Here is a 409-nt window from a genome sequence, read left to right as displayed (position 1 = left end):
GTTGATTCAAAATCGAAAACAATGAAGACTTCAATCGTTCTAATTTTCCTCCTCGTCGCCTGCTGCACTTTGGGGGCTGAAAGTACCTGTATTTGCACCACCGAATATAGGCCTGTTTGTGGTACTAACGGTGTTACTTACGGCAACAGGTGCCAACTGAAATGTGCAAAAGCCATATTTGCCTACGACGGGCCGTGCTGCGGTGACATGAGAATTTAGGGTTGCCAGACGTCCCGTATTTTCCGGGACGTCCCGTATTTTAGGCTTAGTTTAAAATGTCTCGGCGGGACTGACTCTGTTCCGTATTCGAACTGTTCGATTACAATTGTTTTGGTTTTTATAAATATGTTAAAACTAACTTGCTCCTCGGAGAAATATCAAAAAATAAATAAATAAATAATGTCACTAC

General features: G+C 41.8%; 1 protein-coding gene. It reads left to right on the top strand.

All coding sequences use genetic code 11. The features are described 5' to 3' along the window. The first annotated feature begins 21 nt into the window (after window positions 1–21). On the top strand, window positions 22–219 hold the full coding sequence (locus F0L74_RS34760; RefSeq protein WP_149842250.1) for a Kazal-type serine protease inhibitor family protein: 198 nt from the start codon (window positions 22–24) through the stop codon (window positions 217–219). Window positions 220–409: the final 190 nt, after the last annotated feature.

The sequence above is a fragment of the Chitinophaga agrisoli genome (assembly GCF_008386695.1).
GTDB lineage: Bacteria > Bacteroidota > Bacteroidia > Chitinophagales > Chitinophagaceae > Chitinophaga > Chitinophaga agrisoli.
This window is presented reverse-complemented; position numbering and strand designations above follow the sequence as displayed.